This is a genomic window from Burkholderia sp. GbtcB21 (genome assembly GCF_019091065.1).
Taxonomy (GTDB): domain Bacteria; phylum Pseudomonadota; class Gammaproteobacteria; order Burkholderiales; family Burkholderiaceae; genus Burkholderia; species Burkholderia pyrrocinia_C.
This window is the reverse complement of sequence record NZ_JAGXKA010000011.1, coordinates 64,394-88,660: the sequence shown is the minus strand read 5'-3', so window position 1 is coordinate 88,660 and position 24,267 is coordinate 64,394. Positions and strand designations below refer to the sequence as shown.

General features: G+C 67.8%; 20 protein-coding genes. 11 read left to right on the top strand and 9 right to left on the bottom strand.

Annotated features, from left to right (window positions below; genetic code table 11):
• Positions 1 to 141 precede the first annotated feature (141 nt).
• Together hpnH and ispH are read right to left on the bottom strand one after the other, a co-directional pair.
• Positions 142 to 1,302: an adenosyl-hopene transferase HpnH gene (gene hpnH / locus KVT39_RS23350; protein ID WP_034181593.1), complete on the bottom strand. Its 1,161-nt coding sequence runs from the start codon at positions 1,300 to 1,302 to the stop codon at positions 142 to 144.
• 12 nt (positions 1,303 to 1,314) lie between these two features.
• Entirely contained in the window at positions 1,315 to 2,256 is a 942-nt protein-coding gene (gene ispH / locus KVT39_RS23345) for a 4-hydroxy-3-methylbut-2-enyl diphosphate reductase (protein ID WP_034181594.1), read from the bottom strand.
• Between the two features lie 397 nt (positions 2,257 to 2,653).
• On the opposite strand from ispH, the gene KVT39_RS23340 reads away from it, so the two are divergent.
• Positions 2,654 to 3,841 carry a glycosyltransferase gene (locus tag KVT39_RS23340; protein ID WP_131946591.1) on the top strand — a complete coding sequence of 396 codons (1,188 nt, stop codon included), beginning with the start codon at positions 2,654 to 2,656 and terminating at the stop codon, positions 3,839 to 3,841.
• Between the two features lie 120 nt (positions 3,842 to 3,961).
• On the opposite strand, the gene KVT39_RS23335 is transcribed toward KVT39_RS23340, so the two are convergent.
• Together KVT39_RS23335 and hpnA are read right to left on the bottom strand one after the other, a co-directional pair.
• Entirely contained in the window at positions 3,962 to 5,353 is a 1,392-nt protein-coding gene (locus KVT39_RS23335) for a phage tail protein (RefSeq protein ID WP_217590305.1), read from the bottom strand.
• A 108-nt stretch (positions 5,354 to 5,461) separates the two neighbouring features.
• Positions 5,462 to 6,469, bottom strand: coding sequence for a hopanoid-associated sugar epimerase (hpnA, locus tag KVT39_RS23330; protein ID WP_217590304.1), 1,008 nt, complete (start codon positions 6,467 to 6,469; stop codon positions 5,462 to 5,464).
• A 213-nt stretch (positions 6,470 to 6,682) separates the two neighbouring features.
• Here hpnA and KVT39_RS23325 point away from each other — a divergent pair, with 213 nt between their 5' ends.
• The 3 genes from KVT39_RS23325 to KVT39_RS23315 all read left to right on the top strand — a co-directional run bounded on the left by KVT39_RS23325 (position 6,683) and on the right by KVT39_RS23315 (position 9,461).
• Entirely contained in the window at positions 6,683 to 6,979 is a 297-nt protein-coding gene (locus KVT39_RS23325; protein ID WP_034181598.1) for an acylphosphatase, read from the top strand.
• A 16-nt stretch (positions 6,980 to 6,995) separates the two neighbouring features.
• A complete protein-coding gene (rarD, locus tag KVT39_RS23320; protein ID WP_131947986.1) occupies positions 6,996 to 7,895 on the top strand; it encodes an EamA family transporter RarD in 900 nt (299 codons plus the stop codon).
• A gap of 441 nt (positions 7,896 to 8,336) precedes the next feature.
• Positions 8,337 to 9,461 (top strand): OpgC domain-containing protein, encoded by a 1,125-nt coding sequence (locus tag KVT39_RS23315; protein WP_105390575.1) that lies wholly within the window; start codon positions 8,337 to 8,339, stop codon positions 9,459 to 9,461.
• 34 nt (positions 9,462 to 9,495) lie between these two features.
• Here KVT39_RS23315 and KVT39_RS23310 read toward each other — a convergent pair whose 3' ends face one another.
• Both KVT39_RS23310 and KVT39_RS23305 read right to left on the bottom strand, forming a co-directional pair.
• Positions 9,496 to 9,702 (bottom strand): hypothetical protein, encoded by a 207-nt coding sequence (locus tag KVT39_RS23310; RefSeq protein WP_105390636.1) that lies wholly within the window; start codon positions 9,700 to 9,702, stop codon positions 9,496 to 9,498.
• Between the two features lie 117 nt (positions 9,703 to 9,819).
• Positions 9,820 to 11,340 (bottom strand): peptide MFS transporter, encoded by a 1,521-nt coding sequence (locus KVT39_RS23305; RefSeq protein WP_072440034.1) that lies wholly within the window; start codon positions 11,338 to 11,340, stop codon positions 9,820 to 9,822.
• Positions 11,341 to 12,129: 789 nt separating this feature from the next.
• Here KVT39_RS23305 and KVT39_RS23300 point away from each other — a divergent pair.
• From KVT39_RS23300 to KVT39_RS23270, 7 genes are all read left to right on the top strand, one after another.
• Positions 12,130 to 12,711, top strand: coding sequence for a cupin domain-containing protein (locus KVT39_RS23300; RefSeq protein WP_034181602.1), 582 nt, complete (start codon positions 12,130 to 12,132; stop codon positions 12,709 to 12,711).
• A 179-nt stretch (positions 12,712 to 12,890) separates the two neighbouring features.
• Positions 12,891 to 14,504, top strand: coding sequence for a peptide ABC transporter substrate-binding protein (locus KVT39_RS23295; protein WP_034181603.1), 1,614 nt, complete (start codon positions 12,891 to 12,893; stop codon positions 14,502 to 14,504).
• Between the two features lie 11 nt (positions 14,505 to 14,515).
• Positions 14,516 to 15,454: an ABC transporter permease subunit gene (locus tag KVT39_RS23290; protein WP_034181604.1), complete on the top strand. Its 939-nt coding sequence runs from the start codon at positions 14,516 to 14,518 to the stop codon at positions 15,452 to 15,454.
• Positions 15,455 to 15,467: 13 nt separating this feature from the next.
• Entirely contained in the window at positions 15,468 to 16,370 is a 903-nt protein-coding gene (locus KVT39_RS23285) for an ABC transporter permease (protein ID WP_217590303.1), read from the top strand.
• 1 nt (position 16,371) lies between these two features.
• On the top strand, positions 16,372 to 17,364 hold the full coding sequence (locus KVT39_RS23280; RefSeq protein ID WP_105390573.1) for an ABC transporter ATP-binding protein: 993 nt from the start codon (positions 16,372 to 16,374) through the stop codon (positions 17,362 to 17,364).
• On the top strand, positions 17,361 to 18,380 hold the full coding sequence (locus KVT39_RS23275) for an ABC transporter ATP-binding protein (protein ID WP_217590302.1): 1,020 nt from the start codon (positions 17,361 to 17,363) through the stop codon (positions 18,378 to 18,380). The genes KVT39_RS23280 and KVT39_RS23275 overlap by 4 nt, the downstream gene beginning before the upstream one ends.
• 164 nt (positions 18,381 to 18,544) lie before the next feature.
• Entirely contained in the window at positions 18,545 to 20,026 is a 1,482-nt protein-coding gene (locus KVT39_RS23270; RefSeq protein ID WP_217590301.1) for an OprD family porin, read from the top strand.
• Between the two features lie 54 nt (positions 20,027 to 20,080).
• On the opposite strand, the gene KVT39_RS23265 is transcribed toward KVT39_RS23270, so the two are convergent.
• The 3 genes from KVT39_RS23265 to KVT39_RS23255 form a co-directional block, all read right to left on the bottom strand.
• Positions 20,081 to 21,076, bottom strand: coding sequence for a DedA family protein/thiosulfate sulfurtransferase GlpE (locus KVT39_RS23265; protein ID WP_034181609.1), 996 nt, complete (start codon positions 21,074 to 21,076; stop codon positions 20,081 to 20,083).
• Between the two features lie 154 nt (positions 21,077 to 21,230).
• The gene (locus tag KVT39_RS23260; RefSeq protein WP_034181610.1) at positions 21,231 to 21,500 is read right to left on the bottom strand and encodes a hypothetical protein; all 270 of its coding nucleotides are present in this window, start codon (positions 21,498 to 21,500) and stop codon (positions 21,231 to 21,233) included.
• Positions 21,501 to 21,778: 278 nt separating this feature from the next.
• Complete coding sequence (locus tag KVT39_RS23255; protein ID WP_217590300.1) at positions 21,779 to 24,136, bottom strand: phosphocholine-specific phospholipase C; 2,358 nt, start codon at positions 24,134 to 24,136, stop codon at positions 21,779 to 21,781.
• Positions 24,137 to 24,267: the final 131 nt, after the last annotated feature.

Sequence of the window (24,267 nt, the reverse complement as noted above, 5' to 3'; positions counted from 1 at the left end):
CGATTGCGCGGCCGCCGCGGCAACGTGGTGCGGGCACAATCCAGCGGCCCAAAACAAAAGCGCCACGGAGCGAACTCCGTGGCGCTTCATTCATGCCCGCGTGCCGGCGCGGAGGCGCAGCCCCCGCGACGCGAAACGCGCTTAAGCGGCCGTTGCCGGCTTCGCCGGCTTCTGCAGCTTGCCCTTGCCGGCGCGCTGGATTTCCTCGAGCTTGATCTCGACGTGGCGCGAGAACACGTACTCGGCCGGACGCTGCTTCGCGATCGAGATGTCCGGTGCGAACGGGCCGTCGGTCTTGATGCCCTTCGTGCTCACGCGCAGCGCCTTCAGCGGGTGCGCGATCGTGTCCATCACGGCCGTTGCCTCGAAGCCGCAGTGGACCATGCAGTCCGCGCACTTCTCGTAGTTGCCGACGCCGTAGTTGTCCCACTCGGTCGTTTCCATCAGTTCCTTGAAGGTCTTCACGTAACCTTCGCCGACCAGGTAGCACGGCTTCTGCCAGCCGAACACCGTACGCGCCGGGTTGCCCCACGGCGTGCACTTGTACGTCTGATTGCCGGCCAGGAAGTCGAGGAACAGCGACGACTGGCTGAACGACCAGCGCTTGCCGCCTTCGCCGCGCTTCAGGATTTCGCGGAACAGGTTCTTCGTCTTGTCGCGGTTCAGGAAGTGCTGCTGATCCGGCGCGCGCTCGTACGCGTAGCCCGGCGACACCGTGATGCCGTCGACGCCGATCGGCCCCAGCGTGTCGAAGAACTTCGCCACGCGCTCGGGCACCGCATCGTTGAACAGCGTGCAGTTGATGTTCACGCGGAAGCCGCGGCGCTTCGCTTCCTTGATCGCCGCGACGGCCTTGTCGTACACGCCTTCCTGCGACACCGAGTGATCGTGCGCCTGCTGGTCGCCGTCGAGGTGGACCGACCAGACGAAATACGGGCTCGGCGCGTAGTCGTCCATCTTCTTTTCCATCAGCAGCGCGTTCGTGCACAGGTACACGAATTTCTTGCGCTTCATGATGCCCTTGACGATTTCCGGCATCTCCTTGTGGAGCAGCGGTTCGCCGCCGGCGATCGACACGACGGGCGCGCCGCACTCGTCGACGGCCTGCAGGCATTCCTCGACGGACAGGCGCTGGTTCAGGATCGGATCCGGATAATCGATCTTGCCGCAGCCGTTGCACGCGAGGTTGCAGCGGAACAGCGGCTCGAGCATCAGCGCGAGCGGATAGCGTTTGTTGCCGGACAGGTGCTGGCGCACGATGTATGCGCCGACACGGACTTGCTGGAGCAGCGGAATAGACAAGGGATGTCCTCCTTAAACTTCGCGGGCGACAGCTTGCGTGAGCTTCGCCGGCAGCTTGAATTCGACTTTTTCCTCACGGCCCGCCATCGTCGCGACATCGACGGGCCCCAGCGCGCGCAGCGCGCCGATTACATCCTCGACCATCTCTTCGGGCGCCGACGCGCCGGCGGTCAGGCCGACCGTCTGCACGCCCGCAAACCATTCGGCTTTCACTTCCGAGCCGTCGGCGACGAGATAGCTCGGCACACCGCTTTCGGTGCCGATCTCGCGCAGGCGGTTCGAGTTCGAGCTGTTCGTCGCGCCGACGACGAGCAGCACGTCAACCTGTTCGCTCAGCTCGCGCACGGCGGCCTGGCGATTCTGTGTGGCATAGCAGATGTCGCGCGTGTCCGGGCCGACCAGGTCGGTGAACCGGCGCTGCAGCGCTTCGATGATGCCGCGCGTATCGTCGACCGACAGCGTGGTCTGCGTGATGTACGCGACCGGCGTATCGACGGGCAGCGTCAGCGTCGCGACTTCGGCTTCGCTCTGCACGAGGATCACCTCGGCCGGAATCTGGCCGATCGTACCCTCGACTTCCGGGTGGCCCGCGTGGCCGATCAGGATCAGCCGGCGGCCCGCCGCGACATACTGGCGGCCCTGCACGTGCACCTTCGTGACGAGCGGGCAGGTCGCGTCGAGCACGTCGAGCCCGCGCGTTTCCGCATCGCGCTCGACCGTCTGGGCGACACCGTGCGCGCTGAAGATCGCGACAGCGCCGTGCGGCACCTCGTCGAGTTCCTCAACGAATCGTGCCCCTTTATTACGCAGGTTTTCGACGACATGCCGGTTATGAACGATCTCATGACGCACATAGACCGGCGCGCCGTGCTGTTGCAGCGCGCGATCGACGATCTCGATCGCACGGACAACCCCCGCACAAAAGCCGCGGGGCTGGGCAAGGATGACTCGCATAAGTGAGCGAACTCCGACGACAGACGCCGGGGTTCGAGGAGCTGGCACCAACTCGATCGCCCCGGCTTGATGTTATGAAGGCAGGAACGAACCGGCCAGACCAGGCCCCGGAACCCCGAATTAATCGCGCATTTTAACCCTATCGGGAAGTCCTTGCTCTGGTGCCGTGTCGTCCGTGTTGCAATTGCGGGAGAGCCGCGTCGGCGCTGGCGCGCGCGGAACCCAGTAAACTACGCGGTTTCGCGGGCGGCCGCTCCGGCTGCCCGGCGTCGCGCTCATTTCAAGGCCATTCGATGACCGTCGATTCTTATGCGTATTGCCCGGCCGCCCGCGCGGTTTCGGGCGTTTTGTTCCTGACCCCCATTCAACATGCCGGTGTCCGGCCGGAGGCGCGCCGATGATGCTGGCGATCGCTTTCCTGGTGTCCGGCCTGTCGCTGATGATCTGGATCGTGCTGCTCGTCGCGCGCGGCGGCTTCTGGCGCGCGGTGCCGGCGCGGCCGCTGCCGCCCGACGCGCGCGGCGCCGCGGCCGACGCCGGCTGGCCGGCCGTCGTCGCGGTCGTGCCGGCGCGCAACGAGGCCGACGTGATCGCCCGCGCGGCGACTTCGCTGCTCGAGCAGGATTATCCAGGCGACTTTCATCTGATCATCGTCGACGACCACAGCGACGACGGCACCGCCGACGCGGCCCGTGCGGCGGCGCTCGCGATCAACCGCGCCGACCGGCTGACGGTGCTGGCCGCGAAGCCGCTGCCGGCCGGCTGGTCGGGCAAGGTATGGGCGCAGTCGCAGGGGATCGCCGCGGTGCAGACGCTCGGCCTGCCGGCCGACTACCTGCTGCTGACGGATGCCGACATCGGCCACCCGCCCGATGCCGTCGCGCAGCTCGTCACGCGCGCGCAGGCCGAGCACCGCGATCTCGTGTCGCTGATGGTGCGGCTGCGCTGCGATTCGTTCTGGGAAAAGGCGCTGATCCCGGCGTTCGTGTTCTTCTTCGCGAAGCTCTACCCGTTCTCGTGGATCAACAATCCGCGCAACCGGACGGCCGGCGCCGCGGGCGGCTGCATGCTCGTGAAGCGCACGGCGCTCGAGGAAGCGGGCGGCATCGAGTCGATCCGCGGTGCGCTGATCGACGACTGCAGCCTCGCCGCGCAGATCAAGCATCGCGGCAGCGGCCGCCATCCGATCCGGCTCGACCTGGCCGACCGCAGCGTGTCGCTGCGCCCGTACGACAGCTGGCGCGACATCTGGAACATGATCGCGCGCACCGCGTTCACGCAGCTGCACTATTCGCCGCTGCTGCTGGCCGGCACGCTGCTCGGGATGGCGATCATCTATCTGGTGCCGCCCGTCGCGGCGCTCGCATACGGTGCGCGCGCGTGGCCGGCGTGGCTCGCGTGGGCGTCGATGTGCGCCGCGTATGCACCGATGCTGCGCTACTACCGGCGCTCGCCGCTGTGGGCGCCCGCGCTGCCGCTCGTCGCGCTGTTCTACGTCGGCGCGACGTTCGCGTCCGCGTGGCGCTACTGGCGCGGCAAGGGCGGCCAGTGGAAGGCGCGCGTGCAGGCGCCGGTGGATCGCTGAGCGTTTCGCGCGCCGCCGGCGCGCGGACCGGGACGCTGCCGTTCCGGCAGCCGGAAAGCAAACAGCCCGATCGGAAACCGGTCGGGCTGTTTTGTTTTCGGCGGTGCTGCTTGCCGGTGCTTACCGCTGGGTCAGCATCATGTACATCTGGACCACGACGTCCGGCGAGAACGTGAACGGAACCCAGCCGTAGCCGGTGTGGCGGGCGACCAGCAGGCGGTCGCCGTTCGACTGCTTCTGCACGGCCATCATCGGGTTCTTCGTCGTCACGAAACGCCAGCCGGCCGGGATGCCGGGCGGCGGCTCCGGCTGCATCGACGCGCGCGCATGCGCGAGTTCCTCGATCAACTGACCGAGTTGCTCCGGATGCAGCGTGATCGATTCGCCGTTGATGGTCAGCGTGAGTTCGTGCTGCGACGGACGCGCCACGTGCAGCGTCGCCTTGTCGGCCGGGGCGGCGGCGGCTTCGGCTTCGGTTTCAGTCGCGGCTTCGGCTTGCGCCGGCGCAACGATCGCGGTTCCGGCGTCGGCTGCTGCATCGGCTGCAGCCGACGCGGATGCGTTCACAGCCGGTTCCGCCGTCGGCGTGCCTGCCGGTGTCGGTTCGACGGTTTCGGCGGCAACGGCCGGGGCGGCAACTGCGTTTGTCGCGGCTTCGTTGACGACGGCCTCGACCAGCGCCTCGGCGTCGGCGACGGCCTTCGCGTGGTGTTGTGCTGCGGCTTCGGCCTGCGCGATCGCTTCGGCATGGCGCTGCGTGAGGGCTTCGGCCTGCGCGGTGGCGTCGGCGTGGCGCTGCGCGGCGGCTTCGGCCTGCGCGATCGCTTCGGCGTGGCGTTGCGTGACGGCTTCGGCCTCGGCGGCCGCATCGGCATGACGCTGCGCGGCGGCCTGCGCTTCGGCGATCGCTTCCGCGTGACGCTGCGCGAGCGCTTCGGCCTCGGCGATCGCGGCCGTGTGGCGCTGCGTGGCCGCTTCGGCTTCGGCGGCCGCTTGCGTGTGACGCTTCGCGGCGGCCTCGGCTTCGGCGGTCGCTGCCGCATGGCGCTGCGCGGCCGCACCGGCTTCGGTCGCGGCGGCGTCATGGCGTTGCGCGGCGGCCTCCGCTTCGGCGATCGCCGCTGCGTGTCGTTGCGATGCGGCTTCGGCATCCGCGTGACGTTGCGCGAGTGCTTCGGTCCGTGCGGTGGCTTCCGTATGGCGCTGCACGGCGGCTTCGGCTTGCGCGGCGGCATCCGTATGACAGTGGGTGGCGGCTTCGGCGGCGGCGGCGGCTTCCGCGTGGCGCTGCTGCGCGGCTTCGGCGTCGGCGGCTGCCGCCGTATGGCGCTGCGCAGCGGCCTGCGCTTCGGCTTCCGCGGCAGCGTGACGTTGCGCCGCGGCCTGGGCTTCCGCTGCTGCGGCGCGCGCGAAGGCTTCCGCGCTGCGGGCCGCCTGCTGCGCGGCGTGGTGATCGTGGAGGAGCTGATCGACGCCCGCGTTGAGCGAATCGATCTGATCGTTCAGGTTCATGCGTGTCTTCTCTGCGTAAGACCCGCGATTTTACCCGCTGCACACGTGCCGGTCCGCGCGCGACGTGTAACAAAGTGCGCAAGGCGGCGCGCCGCGCGCCGCTTTGTGTTATTTCAGGTACCCCGCCGAGCGGAACCAGTCGAGCGCATCGCGCAGCCCTTCGCGGTACGGGCGCGCACGGTAGCCGAGCTCGCGCTCGGCCTTCGCGGACGTGAAATACATCTTGTTCTTCGACATCCGCAGCCCGTCCACGGTGACGAACGGCTCCTTCTTCGTGAACTTCGCGACCGCTTCGGCGCCGACCGCGAGCGGGTACAGCGGCCAGCGCGGCAGCGCGATCGTCGGCGCCTTGCGGCCCGTCATCTGCGCGATGTCGGCCAGCATCTGCTGCAGCGGCAAGTTCTCGCCGCCGAGGATGTAGCGCTCGCCGATCCGGCCGCGTTCGAGCGCGAGGAAGTGGCCGTGCGCGACGTCGTCGACGTGCACGAGGTTCAGCCCCGTGTCGACGAACGCGGGAATCTTGCCGAGCGCGGCTTCGACGATGATGCGGCCGGTCGGCGTCGGCTTCACGTCGCGCGGGCCGATCGGCGTCGACGGGTTGACGATCACGGCCGGCAGCCCTTCGTCGGCGATCATCCGCTCGACCGCGCGTTCCGCGAGCACCTTGCTGCGCTTGTAGACGCCGATCGCCTGCTCGGGCGCGAGCGGCCGGTTTTCGTCGGACGGGTCGCCCGCGCTCGTGACCTTCAGCGTCGCGACGCTGCTCGTGTAGACGATCCGCTCGACGCCTTCGGCGCGTGCCGCGCGCATCGTCGCGACCGCGCCTTCGAGGTTCGCGCGCTCGATCTCGTCGGGATCGGGCGCCCACAGCCGGTAGTCGGCCGCCACGTGCAGCAGGTAGCGCACGCCGCGCAGCGCGGCGCGCATCGACGCCTCGTCGCGCATGTCGCCGGTGACGATCTCGGCGTCGAGATCCGCGACGTTCGTGCGCGGGCTGGTCGGGCGCACGAGCACGCGCACCGCATAGCCTTTCTGCTGCGCGATGCGCGCGACGGCCGAGCCGACGAAACCGGATGCGCCGGTGACGAGAACGAGATCGCGGGAGGTATCAGTCATGCGTTTCCTTCAGGGCGCGCGCGAGCGGCGCGGCGGTTGAGCGTCGGCGAGATTGTACGTGGTCGGCGCGTGCGGCGACGCAACGCCGGCGCCCCGGCGGGCCGTGCTTCCGTGGCGGCGCGGTGGCGGCGCGCGGCCGGGCCGCCGCACGCGTGTGCGAAGCGGCCGACGCGACTACAATGCCGGGCTTGAATGCAACGGGAGGGCGACGCGATGAGCCGCAATGAACTGGACGAACGGATCGAGACCTACTACGTGCGGGTGCGCGGCGTCGTGCAGGGCGTCGGCTTCCGTCATGCAACGGTGCGCGAGGCGCATTCATTGAAGCTGCGCGGCTGGGTCGCGAATCTCGAGGACGGCAGCGTCGAGGCGATGATCCAGGGCCCCGGCGCGCAGATCGACCGGATGCTCGCGTGGCTGCGCCACGGGCCGCCGGCCGCGCGCGTAACCGAGGTGACGTTCGAGGAACGCCGGACCGAAAGGCGCTTCGATCGTTTCCAGCAGCAGTAACAGGCGCACAACAACCATGACGGGGTATCCGGACGCCGGGCGCGGCCTCATGCTGTCGGTGATGGCATCGACGCTGTTCGCGCTGATGTCGGTTTACGCGAAGCTGCTCGCGCCGCTCACCGGGCTCGACATCTTCGCGTGGCGCGTGTTGTGGACCGCGCCGGGCGCGCTCGCGCTGATCGCGTTGCGCGGCCGCTGGCCCGCGCTCGCCGACCTCGCGCGGCGCGGCATGCGCGACTGGCGTCTGCTGATCGCGCTGCCCGCGAGCGCGGCGCTGCTCGGCCTGCAGTTGTGGCTGTTCCTGTGGGCGCCGCTGCACGGCCGCATGCTCGAGGTGTCGCTCGGCTATTTCCTGCTGCCGCTGACGATGGTGCTCGTCGGCCGCTTCTACTATCACGAACGCCTCGACCCGCTGCAATGGGCGGCTGTCGCGTGCGCCGCGCTCGGCGTCGTGCACGAAGTGTGGGCGACGCGCGCGTTCGCGTGGCCGACGCTCGTCGTCGCGCTCGGCTATCCGCCGTATTTCGTGCTGCGCCGCCGGATCAACGCGGATTCGCTGGCCGCGTTCGCGATCGAGATCGTGCTGTTGTGCCCGGTCGCGTTCGCGATGGTCGCGGCGAGCACGACGCGCGTCGCGAGCAATCCGGTGCTGTGGGTCGCGCTGCTGCCTGGGCTCGGCGTGCTCAGCACGCTCGCGCTCGCGAGCTACCTGAAGGCGAGCCGGATGCTGCCGATGGCGCTGTTCGGGATTCTCGGCTACGTCGAGCCCGTGCTGCTCGTCGCGGTGTCGCTGCTGCTGCTCGGCGAGACGCTGAGCGTCGCGAAGCTCGCGACGTATGGGCCAATCTGGGTCGCCGTCGCGCTGACCGCGTGGCACAGCGCAATGCTGATGCGACGCTTGCCCGCGCGCAGATAAGTTTCGATCTCGATCCTGATCGTGGTGCGGCGGCCGCACGGAACGTGCCGCGCATCGCGTATCGCTCGACGATCGAACCGCGATCGAACCGCGGTCGAACCGCGGTCGAACCGTGATCGAACGCATCGATGCTGACCGCAAACTGGCGTCGCGCTGGCGTCAATCTGGCGGCGCTGCCCGCTTCATTTTGCCGGCCTCGTCGTTGTAATCGAACAGAAGATTCGGTTGCACTTTGTTACTTAGGGTCTCCCCCGATCGACCACTAGACTGGCCTGACCGACTTCCCTTCGTATGCAGCTTTCCAATGAACGGTCATCCCCGTGCCTGGCCGGCCGGGTTGGCGCGATGCGGGCATACGCGCGTCGCCGCTGATCGCGCTCGCCTTCTCCTTCCCGATGCATTCCCAGGCGCCGATTGCGCCGCCGTTGCGCAGGTGCGCTCATGTCGTTGAGCATGCCGTCGTCCGCCGCGGCCCAGCCGTCGCGCAGCGGCCGCCTGATCGAAGTCGATTTCTTCCGCGGGCTCGTGCTGTTGATGATCGTCGTCGATCACATCGGCGCAAGCGTGCTGTCGCGCGTGACGCTGCACGCGTTCGCGCTGTGCGACGCGGCCGAGGTGTTCGTCTTTCTCGGCGGCTTCGCGACCGCGAGCGCGTACGGCGCGATCGCCGAACGGCAGGGCGCGCGCGCCGCGCAGCGCCGGTTCGTGCGCCGCGCGATGCAGATCTACCGCGCGTTTCTCGCGACGTCGACGCTGATGCTCGTCGTGTCGGCCGTGCTCGATCACTACGGGATCGATGCGCCGAACCTCGCGCTCGACGACGTCAGCGTGATGCTCGCGTCGCCGCTCACGGGCCTCGCCGAATTGCTGACGTTCCAGCGCCAGCCGTATCTCGCGTCGGTGCTGCCGATGTACGTGCTGTTCGCGCTCGCGTCGCCGGTGCTCGTGCCGTTCGCGCGCCGCCATCCGTGGCTGCTGGTCGCGCTCGGCGTCGCGTCGTGGCTGGCGGCGGGCTGGCTCGGCCCCGAACTGCTGGACACCGACGGCTTCCGCTGGAGCTTCAACCCGTTCGCATGGCAACTGATGTTCGTCGCCGGCGTGCTCGCGCGCTGCCAGCCGTTCTACCGGCGCATCGCGCTCGGGCGGTGGGGCGCCGCGGCGACCGGCGTCGCGTGCGCGGTCGTGCTCGGCTGTGCGAGCTACAAGCTGTTTTCCGGGCTGCCGCTGCCCGAAGGCGTGCTCAAGCGCGATCTCGCGCTGCCGCGCGTCGTGAGCTTCGCGGCCGTCGCGTGGCTGATGGCCGATTGCGTGCGCTACGGCTGGATCGCGCGGATCGCGCAGGGCGTGCGGCCCGTCGTCGCGATCGGCCAGCGCGGGCTGATCTGCTTCGTCGCGGGCGCGGCGATTTCGCTCGTCATCGATTCGCTGCTGCACCCGGTCGCGCACGGCGCCGATCTGCGGCACGTCGGCGTGGGCCTCGTGGCCGACGCATGCGCGCTCGGGCTGATGATGGCCGTGGCCGGTTCGGGAACGTGGATCGCGCGGTGGCGCAGTGCGGCCGCGTGAGCGGCGCGTGCGGCACGCAACGTGCCGCGCGGCGTCAGTGAGGTGAGCCGATACGGGAGCGGGGAACGGCGGTTGCGTCGTCGGATTCGGCGTCGTCGCGGTCGTCCGGCGCCGGGTCGTCGTGCTCCGCGAGTACCGCATCGGCTTCGGCCGCGGCGCGGGCGGCGCGAATCGCGGTGCAGCGCTGAGCGTGCCGGATGTCCGACAGTATCCTCAGCAGCCGCGTGGTCTTGCTTTTCATGATCTTCTCCCGCCAGTGCGCATCGCGACGGATCGGATGCGTTTCCACCAGTGTAGGACGCGATCGCGCAACCGGCAGGGGAATGTGGCGTGCATGCCGCACGCCAAGGGATAGTACTTACTGGGCCGCGGTGACGGCCTGCGCCTGCAGCGCTTCCTCGCGACGCTCTTCCGCGCAGCGCTGATGCTGGCGCGACAGGCGGTTCATCAGCGGCAGCAGCAGCAGCGCGAGCAGCATGCCGATCGCGGCGAGCCAGCCGAGCTTCTCGAACAGCGACAGGTACAGCGGCAGCGATTCGGTGGCCGGCAGCTCGTGCGACGGCATCTGCGCGAAGTTCGCGACGACGCTGCCGAGATACTGCGACACGCCCGTCGCGACGAAATATGCACCCATCATGAAGCCGCTCATGCGCGCCGGCACGTAGCGGGCGATCATCGCGAGGCCGAGGCCGCTCACCAGCAGTTCGCCGAGCGAGTAGAGGCCGTAGCCCCACACCATGAACCACGACGACACGCGGCCGTCGACCGCGTAGCGGCCGCTGATCGTGAACACCAGGTAGCCCGCGGCGACCGCGCCGAAGCCGAGCGCGTACTTCGCGGCGACCGGCAGGTCGCGGCCGCCCTTCGCGACGGCGTTGTAGACCCACACCAGCACCGGGCTCAGCAGCATGATCCAGATCGGGTTCAGCGCCTGGAACTGCGCGGCGCTCCACGTGAACAGCGTCGTGCCGAACAGGATGAAGCGCGGATCGACGTTGCGCAGCGCGAACAGCGTCAGCGACGTCGACATCTGCACGTAGAAGATGAAGAACAGGATCACCTGGCCGATCAGCACGAGCGCCGCGATCAGGCCCGCGCGTTCCGAGCGCTCCGACTTCGCGATCATGTACGCGAAGATCGCGAGGATCGCGAACGCTGCCGTCCACACGCTGGCGACCGCGAGCTGCTTGTGCTGCAGCACGTACAGCGTGATCAGCGCGAGCGCGACGCCGCCTGCCGCGACCGCGCCGAGGCGCTTCCAGCGGATCGGCTGTTCGTCCGGCTGAGAGCCGACATGCGCGAGCGTGCGGTGCATCAGCATGAAGTTGAGGATCGCGAGCAGCATGCCGCCGCAGCAGACCGCGAACGCGGCGTGCCAGCCCCAGTGATCCTTGATCCACGGCGTCGCGAGCATCGACACCGTCGAGCCGATGTTGACCGCCATGTAGTAGATCGTGAACGCGCTGTCGATGCGCGCATCGTCGCCTTCGTAGATGCGGCGCACGAGGTTCGCCGCGTTGGCCTTGAACAGGCCGTTGCCGACGACGATCACGCCGAGCGACGCGTACATGTACGTCAGGTGGTCGTTCGGTACCGCGAGCATCAGGTAGCCGGCGCACAGCACGGCCGCGCCGATGATCATCGTGCGGCGGGCGCCGAGCACCTTGTCGCCGATCCAGCCGCCGATCGACGGTGCCGCATAGACGAGCGCGGTGAACGCACCCCAGGTCAGGTTCGCATGGCTGTCGGTGAAACCGAGCCGGTCGACCATGAAGAGGACCAGGAGCGCGGCCATGCCGTAGTAGCCGAAGCGCTCCCACATTTCGATGAGGAAGACCGTCGTGAACGATCGGGTTTGTGAAACAGGTGAATGCATCATCAATCTCGGTTGAAACGGACGGCACGGATCACGCGTCGTCTTGGGTCTAACTGGCGCCTGTGCACAATGGGCCGGGTAGGCCTGGCATCGGCGATGGAACAGTCGGGCTCAGGGCCCGTTCCGGCTAATAACGGGCTTGCGAACGCTCCTTTCCGGCTGCAGTGCAAGGAGGGCGGAGCGCCGTTTGGCCACGCCAAACAAGCGACGTCCGACGCCGCAATGCGGCCGGAAAGGTGCGTTCCCCAAATCTAAAAAATAAATTCATTCCACGGGCTGGTCACCAGAAGGGCCGATCGCTGCGTCATGCTCCTCACGAATACGTCGAGTATTCGCTTCGTCGCATTCCTTGCGCTCGGCCCTTCTGGTGACCAGCGCAAGCCCGTTATTAGCCGGAACGGGCCCTAGCCCGGGCCGGAGGCGAACACCGCCCGATGAGGCGGGGAACGACCCCGACCGGCGCGCGAGTGGTAACGTTCGCCGGTCCGGTGCGTCCGGTATGCGCCACTTAGGGAAACTCCCGATATGGCAGCAACTTTCAGGAAGATTCGTCTCATCATCTATTTGTAAACTTCTCGGCGGGCCCTCCGAAGATTCCCGGAGAGCCGCTTGCAGCTTGCCTGTGAAGCCGGCGAGTCTGGCAAGATAGCGCGTCGTTTCGCTCGCTTCGTGCCCTGTTTAGTGCACCGGGCTCAACACCGAAGGCATGTGCGAACCTGAAGACTAAGCTATATCGATCTAACTTAGTTATTTTCCATCAAACATTTTTTGACGATCACTTTTCGGCCTGCTATGGTTCCCCCCACTGAAAACTCGCGGTCAGCAGACGCTGCCGCCGTACTGGGCAGCAAGATTCGCGCGTTGCGCCAACGACTCAAGCGCACGCTCGACGACACCGCTACCGCCGCGGGGATTTCGAAGCCGTTTCTGTCTCAAGTCGAGCGCGGGCTCGCGTCGCCGTCACTGACGTCGCTGGCCGGTATCGCGCACGCGCTCGGTGTGACGGTGCAGTACTTCGTGGATACGCCGAGCGAGGAACGCTCGGTCTGCCGAGGCGAGCAGTTGCGCTTCTTCGGGTTTGCCGATTCGGCGAACCTGTTCGCGCGGCTGACGAACGTATCCGAAGGGCGACAGCTCGAGGCGATCCTCGTGAGGTTGCCGCCGGGGCAGAAGCGGTCCGAGGTGACGACACATGCAGGAGAAGAGTTCCTGTATGTGATTGAAGGGGAAGTCTCTCTGACGCTGGAAGGCAAGACGTTCGTCCTGCAGGCCGGCGACAGTTCGCACTATCAGTCGACGGTCCCGCACAGCTGGGTCAACACCGCGAAGATCGAGTCGGTGGTGGTCTGGGTCGGTACGCCGAGGCTGTTCTAACGCACAGGTATTCCTTCGTTTCCAAGACGGGATGCCTGTCGAAAGAAACGTAAGGAATACTAAGATGAAATACGGGAATCACGGGCCTCCTCAATCGCTGCACCCGTCAGCGTCTCACGCGTAAGCCGCGGCATTCGCCGCGCGACGCTCACCGAACCCACTTTCTCAAGACTGCCACGATGAAATCCTTGCATGCCATGTCGGCCGTGCTGGCCGCGCTCGCCCTGACGACGCCCGTCGCCCACGCCGTTACCGTTCCGTCGAACGTCGCGCTCGCTCCTCAACAGGACCTGACGCGACAGGTGCCCGCCGAAGTCGAGTCGCTCGACCCCGCGCACATCGAGTCGTGGACCGGCAACACGATCGGCCTCGACCTGTTCGAAGGGCTCGCCCGCATCGATGCGGCCGGCCAGGTCGTGCCGGGCGTCGCGCTGTCGTGGGAGCGCAAGACGCCGCAGACGTGGATCTTCAAGCTTCGTCACGACGCGAAGTGGAGCAACGGCCAGCCGGTGACGGCCGCCGATTTCGTCTACGCGTGGCAGCGCCTCGTCGATCCGAAGACGGGCTCGAAATACACGATCCTCGTCGAGTTCGTGAAGAACTCGAAGGACATCATCGCCGGCAAGGCCGCGCCGTCGACGCTCGGCGTGCGCGCCGTCGACCCGTACACGCTCGAGGTGACGACCGACGTGCCCGTCGCGTTCTTCCCGGAGCTGACCGCGATGGTGCCGCTCGCGCCGGTGAACAAGGACACGGTGACGAAACTCGGCGACGCGTGGACGCGCCCGGGCAACATCGTCAGCAACGGCCCGTTCCAGCTGGTCGACTGGCAGCCGAACAACCGCATCGTGATCACGAAGGATGCGAAATACTGGAACGCGCCGAAGGTCGTGATCAACAAGGTCACGTACCTGCCGATCGAAAGCGACGAGACTGCGATGCGCATGTACCAGGCCGGCCAGATCGACTACAGCTATTCGATTCCGTCGGGCATTTTCCAGCAGGTCAGCAAGCAGTTCGGCGGCGAACTGCGCCCGGGCCTGCAGCTCGCGACGTACTACTACTACCTGAACAACAGCGATGCCGCGCTGAAGGACAAGCGCGTGCGCCAGGCGCTGTCGATGGTGATCGATCGCGACGTGCTCACGTCGAAGCTCACGCAGGCCGGCGAGAAGCCGATGTACGGGCTGATGCCGAACGGCACGAAGGGCGTGCAGCCGTTCACGCCGGAATGGGCGTCGTGGCCGATGGCCAAGCGCGTCGAGACCGCGAAGAACCTGCTGAAGCAGGCCGGCTACTCGGACGCGAAGCCGCTGTCGTTCACGCTGACGTACAACACCAACGACCTGCACAAGAAGGTCGCGCTGTTCACCGCGTCGGAATGGCGCACGAAGCTCGGCGTCAACACCAAGCTCGAGAACGTCGAGTTCAAGGTGCTGATGAAGGAGCGGCATGACGGCAAGGTGCAGATCGCGCGCGACGGCTGGTTCGCCGACTACAACGACGCGATGACCTTCTTCGACCTGATCCGCTGCGGCAGCTCGCAGAACACCGTCGGCTACTGCAACAAGCAGGCCGACACGCTCGTCGACGAAGGCAACCAGAAGCTCGACGACAAGGCGCGCGCGGCACTGCTCACGCAGGCGCACGACGCGGCGATGAACGACACGCCGATGGTGCCGCTGTTCCAGTACTCGGCTGATCGTCTCGTCAAGCCGTACGTAGGCGGCTATTCGCTGAAGAACGTGATCGACATGCGTGCTTCGCAGGACATGTACCTGATCAAGCACTGAGCGGAGCGATCATGCTGGCCTACGCTTTGAGGCGCACGTTGTGGGCGGTGCCGACGATCCTCGCGGTCATCACCGTCTGCTACCTGCTGCTGCATTTCACGCCCGGCGGCCCGTTCGATACGGAGAAGCAGCTGTCCGCCGCGACGCTCGCGAACCTGAACGCGAAGTACCACCTCGACGAGCCGCTGTGGAAGCAGTACCTGCTGTATCTCGGCTCGCTGCTGCACGGTGATCTCGGCCCGTCGTTCCGCTACGTCGACTGGTCGGTGAACGATCTCGTGAAGAAGGCGCTGCCCGTGAGCCTCGGCGTGGGCGGCGTGTCGATCCCGCTCTCGATCGTGTTCGGCGTGCTGCTCGGCACCGTCGCGGCCGTGCGCCGCGACAGCTTCATCGACCGCTTCGTGATGCTGATCGGCAACTTCGGCAACGTCGTGCCGCCGTTCGTGCTCGGCCCCGTGCTCGTGTGGATCTTCGCGATCCTGCTGAAGACGTCGGCCGGCAACGGCTGGCTGCCGGCGGGCGGCTGGGGCGACGGCGGCTGGCAGTACCGGCTGCTGCCGATCGTGCTGCTGACCTTCATCAACGTGTCGCTGCTCGCGCGCGTGATGCGCGGCTCGATGATCGAGACGCTGTCGAGCAACTTCATCCGCACCGCGCGCGCGAAGGGCCTGCCGGGCTCGACGATCGTGCTGCGCCACGCGCTGAAGCCCGCGCTGATGCCGGTCGTGTCGCTGTTCGGCACGGTCTGCATCACGTCGATCACGGCGGCCGTCGTCACCGAATCGGTGTTCGCGCTGCCGGGGCTCGGGCAGCTCGTCGTGAACGGTGCGATCAACCGCGACTACACGCTGGTGCTTGGCCTCGTCGTGCTGACGACAGTCTGCGCGGTGCTGTTCAACCTGCTGGTCGACCTCGCGTACGCGTGGCTCGATCCGCGCATCCGTTATTGAGCGAGGCACTGCGATGACTCCGACTACTCCCGTCGTCGGGCTGCCCGTGCAGACCGACTCGCCGCCGCGTTCGCGCTCTCCGCTCGCGCTCGCGATGGCGCGCTTCCTTCACAACCGCGCGGCCGTGTTCAGCCTCGTGCTGCTCGCGCTGGTCACGCTCGCGTGCTTCGTCGGCCCGTGGCTGCTCGCGGCCGATCCCGCCGCGAGCGACTGGGGCTCGATCAGCCTGCCGCCGACCTGGGCGAACCAGCACTGGTTCGGCACCGACGAGCTCGGCCGCGACCTGCTGGTGCGCACGCTGATCGGCGGCCGCGTGTCGATCGAGGTCGGCCTGCTCGGCACGCTCGTGTCGGGCCTGTTCGGTGTCGCGTGGGGCGCGACCGCGGGCTTCGCGGGCGGCCGCGTCGACTCCGTGATGATGCGCATCGTCGACATGATGTACGCGATCCCGTACCTGCTGATCGCGATCCTGATGATGACCCTGTTCGGCCGCTCGTTCATGCTGGTCGTGCTGACCATCAGCGCGTTCTCGTGGATCGACATGGCGCGCGTCGTGCGCGGCCAGACGCTGTCGCTGCGCAACCGCGAGTTCGTCGATGCGGCGCGCGCGATCGGCGTGTCGCCGGCGTCGATCGTGCGGCGCCACGTCGTGCCGAACCTGCTCGGCGTCGTCGTTGTGTACGCAACTGTATCGGTGCCGAACATCGTGCTGACCGAATCGGTGCTGTCGTTCCTCGGCCTCGGCGTGCAGGAACCGATGACGAGCTGGGGCGTGCTGATCCAGGACGGCGCGCAGAAACTGGAATCGATGCCGTGGCTGCTGCTGGCCCCGGCCGTCATGCTGTGCGTGACGCTCTACTGCGTGAACTTCGTTGGCGACGGCCTGCGTGACGCGCTCGACCCGAAGGATCGCTGAAATGGTTGCATTACTCGAAGTCGACAACCTCGGCGTGCGCTTCACGCGCAAGGACGCGCCGCCGATCGACGCCGTGAGCGGCGTGTCGTTCTCGCTCGAAGCCGGCAAGACGCTCGGCATCGTCGGCGAATCGGGCTCCGGCAAGAGCCAGACCGTGATGGCGCTGCTCGGCCTGCTGGCCGGCAACGGCACGACGACCGGCACCGCGCGCTACCGCGGCGACAACCTGCTCGAGATGGATACGCGCGCGCTGAACGCGGTGCGCGGCGACCGGATCGCGATGATCTTCCAGGATCCGATGACGTCGCTCAATCCGTTCCTGACGATCGAGCGGCAGATGACCGAGACGCTGCAGCTGCATCGCAAGCTGTCGCGCAAGGAAGCGACCAAGCGCGCGATCGAGGCGCTCGAATCGGTGCGCATTCCCGACGCGGCGCGGCGCATCCGCATGTATCCGCACGAGTTCTCGGGCGGCATGCGCCAGCGCGTGATGATCGCGATGGCGCTCTTGTCCGAGCCGGAAATCCTGATCGCCGACGAGCCGACCACCGCGCTCGACGTGACCGTGCAGGCGCAGATCATCGACCTGCTGCGCGAGCTGAACCGCGAGCGCGGCACCGCGATCGTGCTGATCACGCACGATATGGGCGTGGTCGCCGGCCTCGCGGACGACGTGATGGTCATGTATGCGGGCCGCACCGTCGAATACGCGCCGGCCGATTCGATCTTCGCGGCGCCGTCGCATCCTTACACGATCGGCCTGCTCAACGCGCTGCCGCGCCTGACCGATGCGGACGATGCGCCGCTCGTCGCGATTCCCGGCAACCCGCCGATGCCCGGCACCGCGCCGGCCGGCTGCGCGTTCGCGAAGCGCTGCACGTATGCGGACGAACGCTGCGGCGCCGCGCGCCCCGCGCTCGAAACTTATGGCGCCGCGGGCGCGGTGCGCGCATGCCACCGCCCGGTGGCCGATCTGGCGGGAGGTCTGCGATGAGCGTCAATGAAAGCCGCAATGCCGGCGCGACGGACGACACGCTGCTGTCCGTCGACGATCTGAAGGTGCATTTCCGCGTGCCGCTCGGCGGCTATCCGTGGTCGCCGAAGGGCACGCTGCGCGCGGTCGACGGCGTGTCGTTCGACGTGAAGCGCGGCGAGACGGTCGGGCTCGTCGGCGAATCGGGCTGCGGGAAGTCGACGCTCGCGCGCGCGCTGATCGGCCTCGTGCCGATGACGGCCGGCACCGTGAAATGGCGCGGCGAAGCCGTCGTGCCCGATCACCTGCGCGGCACCGCGATGCGGCGCGAAGTGCAGATGATCTTCCAGGATCCGCTCGCGTCGCTCGATCCGCGCATGACGATCGAGCAGGTCGTCGCCGAGCCGCTCGTCACGCACCACGCCGGCCTCGGCCGCACCGAGGTGCGCCGCCGCGTGGTCACGATGCTCGAACGCGTCGGCCTGAACGCGCATCACCTGCTGCGTTATCCGCACGAATTCTCCGGCGGGCAGTGCCAGCGCGTCGGCATCGCACGCGCGCTGATCGGCGAGCCGAAGCTCGTGATCTGCGACGAACCTGTCTCGGCGCTCGACGTGTCGATCCAGGCGCAGATCGTGAACCTGCTGCGCGACCTGCAGCGCGAACTGTCGTTGTCCTATCTGTTCGTTGCACACGATCTCGCCGTGGTGAAGGCGATCAGCCGGCGTGTGCTCGTGATGTATCTCGGCCGCGTGATGGAGTTCGGCACGCGGCATGACGTGTACGGCGTGCCGCAGCACCCGTACACGAAGGCGCTGCTCGATGCGGCGCCGACGCCGGAGCCGGCGCGCGAGCGTGCTCGCCGTCCGATGCTGCTGGCGGGCGAGATGCCCTCGCCGCTCAACCCGCCGTCGGGCTGCGCGTTCCGCACGCGCTGCCCGGTCGCGATCGACGCGTGCGCGCAGGACGTGCCGCTGCCGGAAGTGCGGCAGGGGTCGGCGGCGCGTGTCGCGTGCATTCGCGCGGGCGCGGCGTGATTTGAAGTAACGCAGCAAATAAAACCAGGCAGGTCAACAGGGGTAGGTACGGCGCGAACGATCTTCGCGCCGCGGGTACAGGCGCGTCCTTAGCCGGGCACGCCGGGGGGCCGGGAGCGGATCGCAACCGGCGTGGACGATATCAACACAAGACGAGAATCACGATGAAAAAGCAGAAGACGATCGGGACGGCATCGAAGATGCTGCTTGCATGGGGACTGCCGGCGCTCGCCGGCGTCTCGCTGACGGGCGTCGCGCACGCCGACGACGCAGCCCCCGCGCCGCTGACGGTCGCGCAGGCCGCGCCGGCCGCGCCGGCCGCCGGCACGGGCACGGCCGTTGCGCAGGCAACGACCCCGAACGCCGTTATCAACGCCGAGGCGACCCAGGCCGTCACGCCGCCCGACGAGCCGTCGGCCCAGTCGAAGTCGAAGGGCTTCATCGCCGACAGCCACCTCGACTTCCTGTTCCGCAACTATTCGGACGTGCTCGACAACAAGGGCGGGCCGCATCGCCACGCGTGGGTCCAGGGCGCGATGGCGAACTTCGAGTCGGGCTACACGACGGGCCTGATCGGCATCGGCTTCGATGCGTCGCTGTATGCGGCACTGAAGCTCGACGGCGGCGCGGGCGCAGGCAACATGGTGCACGTGGCGAAGGGCGGCGGCGGGTCGAACCAGCTCGCATGGGCCTACCCGGGCATCTACGACATCAAGGCGCGCATCTCGAACACGGTGGTCAAGTACGGTCTGCAGGCCGTCGACAACCCGTTCATGGAGCAGCACGACAACCGTGCACTGCCGCCGACGTTCCTCGGCGCGACGATCGTCAGCAATGAATTCAAGAACGTGATGCTCGAGGCCGGCAGCTTCACGAAGACCGATGCGCGCGGTCATACGACGCTCACCAACCTGACGACGCAATACGGCGGCACGCGCGTCAATCGCCTGTCGTATGTCGGCGGCACGTGGGATTACTCGCCGAACGGCGAAGTCGCGCTGTACGCGAACCAGGCCGACGACGTGTGGCACCAGTACTACGCGTCGGTGAAGCACAGCATCGGCAGCCCGCAGACGATCAAGTGGACGGGCTTCGGCAACGTCTATTCGACGCACGACACGGGCGATGCGCTGCAGGGCAAGATCGACAACAATGCATACAGCCTGTCGGTGGCTGCGCAGCACGGCCCGCACGAACTGCTGCTCGGCTTCCAGCAGGTGCTCGGCGACCAGTTCTTCGACTACCTGAACGAAACGAACGGTATCTTCCTGACCAACTCGATGGACGTCGACTACAACGCGCCGCACGAAAAGTCGCTGCAATTGCGTTACACGTTCTACGGCAAGGAAGCGGGCCTGCCGGGCTTCAAGGCAATGGTCTGGGGCGTGACGGGGTGGGGTGCGGACGGCAGCGCGGGCGCGGCGAACGACCCGACCAAGTCGAGCATCTACTGGAGCAACGGCGCGCCGGTGCAGGGCCGTCACCACGAGTTCGGCTTCATCCCGTCGTACACGTTCCAGAGCGGCAAGCTGAAGGACACGAAGGTCACGTTCATCGCGATGTGGCACACCGGTTCGATGCACTCCTCGGACGCGACGAACAAGGAGTACCGGCTGGTCGTGAACCTGCCGCTGCACGCGTTCTGATCGAAGGGGGGCGCACGTCCCCCGCATCGCGCGGCCGGCCTGCGAGCAGTGCGATCAGGCCGGCTTGTGCAACCCCGCGACCGGATCGTTCGCGACGGGCATCTCTTCCGCGAGCGACGTGAGCTGGCGGCCCGTATCGCGCCATGCGTCGAGGCCGCCGCGCAGCGCGAGCGCATCGGTGAAGCCTGCGTCGAGCAGGCGCTTCGCCATCAGCGCGGCCGTCACTTCGTTCGGACACGAGCAGAACACGACGAACTTCTGCGTGAGCGGATAGCGCGCGGCGATGTCGCCGATCTGCCGCTCGTCGGCGAACTGCGCACCGGGAATCGTGAACGGGTCGAGCTTGCGGTGCTCGGGCGAGCGCACGTCGAGCACCACCGGTGCGGTGGCGTCGCGCAGCAGCAGGTCGAGTTCGTCGACGCCGATCCGTGCGTTCGCGAGCTGGCGGATCAGCGCGCGGCGGCGCATCCAGCGCACGGCCGCATAGATCGCCAGCAGCGCGACGATGACCAGCAGCACCGCGCGGCCGAGGTGGCTCGCGCCGGCGAACAGCCAGTCGATCTGCCGGTAGAACACGATTCCGGCCACCAGTCCGACGATCGTCCAGACCGCGGCGCCGAGCGCATCGTAGCCGGCGAACGTGCGATAGCGCGTGCCGAGCGCGCCGGCCATCGGCACCGATACGAGCGACAGCCCGGGAATGAAGCGCGCGACGGCGAGCACGCGCACGCCGTAGCGGCCGAAGAAGCGCTCGGTTTTTCTTACGCAGGTATCGCGCGACAGCGACAGCCGGCAGATCGTCTTCAGCGTCGTGCCGCCGTAACGCCGCCCGGCGACGTACCAGACGGTGTCGCCGATCAGTGCGCCGAGCACCGACAGCGCGACCACCGTGACGAGCTGCGAGCCGATCATCGCCGGATGCATCGCGGACATCGCGCCGAACAGCACGAGCGTCGGCATCGCGGGCACCGGCAGGCCGATGGCCGCCGCGAGCACGTTGGCGAACACGAGAAGCGGCCCGTACTGGGCGACGAGGTCACGGAGGAGCATGACGGCTGGCCGAAAAGGAAATGCGTGGGCAGGAAACGCAGATGGGCCGATTATCGGCCATTTTCAAGACAGCGGCGGGAATGACGCAAAGCGCCTGACGGCGGCAGGGGAATGCCGGTGAGCCGGCGCGTTGCGCGCGGCTCACCGTGCGAAATCAGGAGGGGGTACGGGCGAGCGACGCGGCGCCATGGTTTTCGCCGGGCAGCTCGGCGCCGTGCGAGCGGATCGCCGCGATCAGTTCGGCCGGCGTGATCTCGTAGCGGACCTCGCGGTGGATGCCGGGCTTGCGTTCGTCGATCTCGATCAGCAGCACGCTCTTGCCGTCGCCGGTTGCTTCGAGCCGGAGCGAACGCAGTTGGCGGCCGTCGGTCGCGTCGTGTTCGGTGAGCAGGGTCATTGCCCCGGATGAGCCGGTTGTGCGCATCGAACCTATCCTCGTGTCGTGGGTGCCGTAACGGCGAAGATGCGTTTGTTGAATACAGCTTGTCGCAGTTTAACGCGAACGGGCCGCGACACGGAGCATTTTCGTTGGGGCGAAATGAGGGTTGTACCGCACATCCTTCTGATGTTTGACCCGCGCCGGGCGGGCGTTTCAGCCCGATCGCGCGCGGCCGCGGCCGGCGCCTGACCGGCATTCTCGGCCGGGCCGGCGCGGGCGGCGACACGCGGTGCAACACGCGTCGCCGCATCGCCGCGGCGGCGTCAGAAGCGGTCGGCCAGCCCCATCGCCGGGTCGCTGACCGAGTGGCGGCCCGTTTCGACGCGGCCGGCCACGCGGCGCGAGAAGCTTGCGTCGCTGTCGGCGGTGACGATGAAGTCGTACCAGTGGCCGGTCGAATCGAGCTTCCAGTGCAGCTCGGACTGGCCGCCGGCGTGCACCGTGACGGTCCACGTGGTGCCCGTGCCGTTGCCATTGCCGTAATAGTGGCCCTGGTTGTTGCCGTCCTCGTTGCCGTGGCCATGAACGCGATCGTCGTTCGCGCCGCGGCCGGGCAGCGGCCCGTAGACCTGGTTCGACTTCACCGTGAAGCGCACCGTGCCGCCGCCGTCGTTGCGCAGCCGCAGGTGGAGGTTGCCGCTCGCGCCTGCATAGCCGACGCGAACTTCCGGACGAGGCGCGCGGGCGCCGGCCAAGCGGCTCAGGTCGCCGGTGAAGCGGCGGTGATAGCCGTTCGGGCCGAGCACCCACAGGTCGTATTTGCCGCCGTTGTCGGCGCGCGCGGCCCAGTCGCCGTGCAGTGTCTTGCCCGGCTCGACGACGTAGCGCCGCGGCAGGCGGTCGAGGTGCAGCTTGTCATAGACGTGAAACACGGCGGCGGCGCGGCCCGTGTTCGCGAACTTCAGCGTGACCGTGCCGGTGCCGGCATCGGTGCGCGCGCTCGCATGCAGCTCGTACGGCAGCGCGCGCGACGGGCGCACGCCGGTGGCCTGCGCGGGCAGCGCCGGCGCGGCCGGCGGCACGATCTTCGGCGCGGCCTGCTGCGCGGCGCTCAGCGCGTCGACCTGGCTTTTCGTCGTATGGCCCGCGAGCGTCGGCAGCGGCTCGTTGTTCGGCGAGCGGAAGTTGAACGCGCTCGTCAGGTCGCCGCACACCGCGCGGCGATACGCGCTGATCTGCGGTTCGGCAACACCGAAGCGCTTCTCGAGGAAGAGCAGCGTCGACGTATGGTCGAACACCTGCGAGTTGACCCAGCCGCCGCGGCTCCACGGCGACACGACCCACATCGGCACGCGCGGGCCCGGGCCGTACGGGCGTCCGTCCGCCGCCGGCTGGCTCGACGTGGCCGGCGCGAAGTCGTGGTACTCGACGGCGACGTCGGCGTCCCGCAGCGTATGGCCGCCCGCGAGCGTGCCGTCGGCGTTGCGCGACGGCACGGCCGGCGACGGCATGTGGTCGAAGAAGCCGTCGTTCTCGTCGAAGTTGACCAGCAGCACCGTCTTGCTCCACACCTCCGGGTTCGCCGTCAGCGCATCGAGCACGGCCTGCACGTACCAGCCGCCCTGCGCGGGGCTCGACGGTCCCGGGTGTTCGCTGTACGCGGACGGCGGGATGATCCACGACACTTCCGGCAGCTTGCCGTTGCGGATGTCGTCGCGGAATGATTCGAGAAAGCCGTACGGCATCGTGTTGCCGAAGCCCTTCGCGAGCGGGCTCAGCGGATCGTCGATCGCCGGATCGTAGAACGCGCCGGCCGCCGTCACGGGCTGCGTGATGTCCGTCGACGCGACGTACGAGGGCCGGCGCGCGGCCGGCATCTGCTCGATCGCCGCGCGCCAGTGGCGGAAGCTCATCATCTCGTTGCAGCCGAAATTGTCGATCAGGCTCTGGTAGACCTTCCAGTTCACGCCGGCCTGCTGCAGCCGGTCGGCATAGGTCGTCCAGGTCCAGCCCTGGCTCGACGGGCCGATGTCGTTGCCGCCGTTGAACTGGTTGTTCAGCGCGGCGATCTTTACGCGGCTGCCGTCGGCCGGGCTGATGCCGTTCGGGCCGTTGGTGCCGCTCCAGTAGAACAGGCGGTTCGCGATCGTGCCGGTGTGCATCCCGCAGTGGTAGTGGTCGCACAGCGTGAACGCATCGGCGAGCGCGCGCTGGAACGGCACTTCCGCCGCGTCGTAATAGCCCATCGACAGCGGCGTTTTCGCATCGGGCCAGCGGTTCATCCGGCCGTGATCCCATGCGGCCTGCGCATCGGCCCACGCGTGCGGCGTGCCGCCCGCGCGCTGCGCGTTGCCCTGGCTCGCGTCGAGGTGATACGGCGTGCAGGTCGTGGCGGGCGTCGCCTTCGTGTACGTCTGGTAGAACACGTCGCGGCCGTTCGGCGACGGCACCGCGAAGCGGTCGCCGTAGCCGCGCACGCCCTTGAACGTGCCGAAGTAGCTGTCGAATGCGCGATTCTCCATCATCAGCAGCACGACGTGCTTGACGTCCTTGATGGTCCCCGTTTCGTGAAATGCGGGAATGGCGAGCGCGCGGCGGATGCTCGGAGGAAACGCGGACAGCGCGGCGGCGGCGAGGCCGGAAGTGGCGGTCTGCTGAAGGAATTTGCGGCGTGACGTCATGGCGTTCGGATCCTGTGATGGTGGGAGCGTTCGTGACTTCGTCTGGATGCGCCCGTGCGTCGTCCCCCCTGGGACGATCCGCGACGCGTGTGCGTGCGAGTACGTCGGCCGCGCGTGGCGGAGCTGCGCGC